Below are 1,728 nucleotides of genomic sequence, written 5' to 3'. Positions count from 1 at the left end.
TCTTAAAACAAAAAGCACGTTACTATTCTCTTATGTTAATGAGAAAGGGTGACGTGCTTTTTATGAATATGCATCAAAAACAAGAGTTGTCTTTATTTGCCGAAGAGTTATATCGCTATATGTCTCCCGCTACACTTAATCAATTAGCTATAGAAGCAGGCGGAATGAAACGAAAACGTAAGTGCCATGGGTACCATTTTTTATCTTTGTGTGTATGGTTAAATCAACAAATCGCTACTACCTCTCTTACTCAACTTTGTAGTCAATTAGAAACTTCAACAGGAATTTTATTAAGTCCTGAGGGACTTAATCGGCGATTTAACTCGGCTTCTGTAGCCTTCTTTCGAACTGTATTCACTACACTTCTACAGGCTAAAATTGGGGGATTATCTAAGATTTCTCATGCTCTTTCTGCCTATTTTGAGCGTATTCTTATCCTTGATTCTACAACATTTCAAGTGCCAGATCGATTTGCATCTACTTATCCTGGTGCCGGGGGATGTAGTCATAAAGCTGGTGTAAAAATTCAACTAGAGTATGACCTGTTGAGTGGAGAATTTTCTGATGTGAAAATTGAACCAGGAAAACGAAGTGATCAGGCGGATGGTGCGACTCGAACAGGTATGGCGCAAAAGAATGAACTATATATTCGTGACTTAGGATATTTTCGTTTACAAGATTTTAAGTCTATTCAAGATAAGCAAGGATATTATTTATCACGTCTTAAGTTACCAACTAAAATATATAGAAAAGAATTCGAAGCAGTCGTATTTAAAACAAAACCCGCTCAACTGAGGCTGGTATATATACAAATTCATTTGGAAGACATCATGAACCAATTACAACCTGGCCAAGTGTATGAATTACATGATGTATATGTAGGGAACAAAGACAAATTACCTACTCGCATTGTGGTTTATAAATGTACGGGGGAGCAAAAAACAAAAACGCCTACGTGATCGAGCTATTCGTGAAAAGAAAAAAGGGATTACATATACAGAGCGTATGAAACTTTTACAAGGAATTACGGTATATATGACAAACATTCCTACGGAATGGGTACCAAAAGAGAAAATCTATGATTTATATTCACTACGTTGGCAAATTAAGCTGTTATTTAAAATATGGAAATCCTGGTTTCAAATTCATCGTTGTAAATCTATTAAACAAGAGCGATTAGAATGCCATCTTTATGGACAACTCATTAGTATCCTATTATGTTCTTCTACTATGTTTAAAATGAGAGAACTCCTGTTACGTAAGAAACAGAAAGAGCTAAGTGAATATAAAGCGATGTACATAATTAAAGATTATTTCTTACTTTTTCATCAAGCATTACATAAAAACACCCAAGAATTATCAAAGATTCTCCTTCGTCTGTTTAACCTCCTACAGCGAAACGGACGAAAATCTCACAGATATGAGAAAAAAACAGCCTTTGATATTTTGGGCGTTGTGTATGAGTATACCACTTCTACTCATCATGTAGCATAGTAAAAAAATTCAAACCCGTTACGGTTTATTTGATATACCCACTTTTATAACATCTATAAAAGATAATAAAAAACTAAGTGGAAAGACCGCATTTTGTATAAAAATATACGTTAAGTTGATGGATGTGTGGCGCTACCCCATCGCTATCAAGCTAAGCTTATGCAAAGTCAATTTTAGGCGAGATTGTTTCTTTTTTCTAAAGGGCAAGTGTAGGTGATTGAAAGATTTGCATAC

1 pseudogene is annotated in these 1,728 nt (G+C 35.0%); it reads left to right on the top strand.

From position 1 onward, the window contains the following. Positions 1-62: 62 nt before the first annotated feature. Positions 63-1,494 (top strand): annotated as a pseudogene (locus COI75_RS16890) (IS4 family transposase). Positions 1,495-1,728: the final 234 nt, after the last annotated feature.

It is taken from the genome of Bacillus cereus (genome assembly GCF_002564555.1).
GTDB lineage: Bacteria > Bacillota > Bacilli > Bacillales > Bacillaceae_G > Bacillus_A > Bacillus_A cereus_K.
The sequence above is the reverse complement of the archived record's forward strand: the minus strand, read 5'-3'. Positions and strand labels throughout refer to the sequence as shown.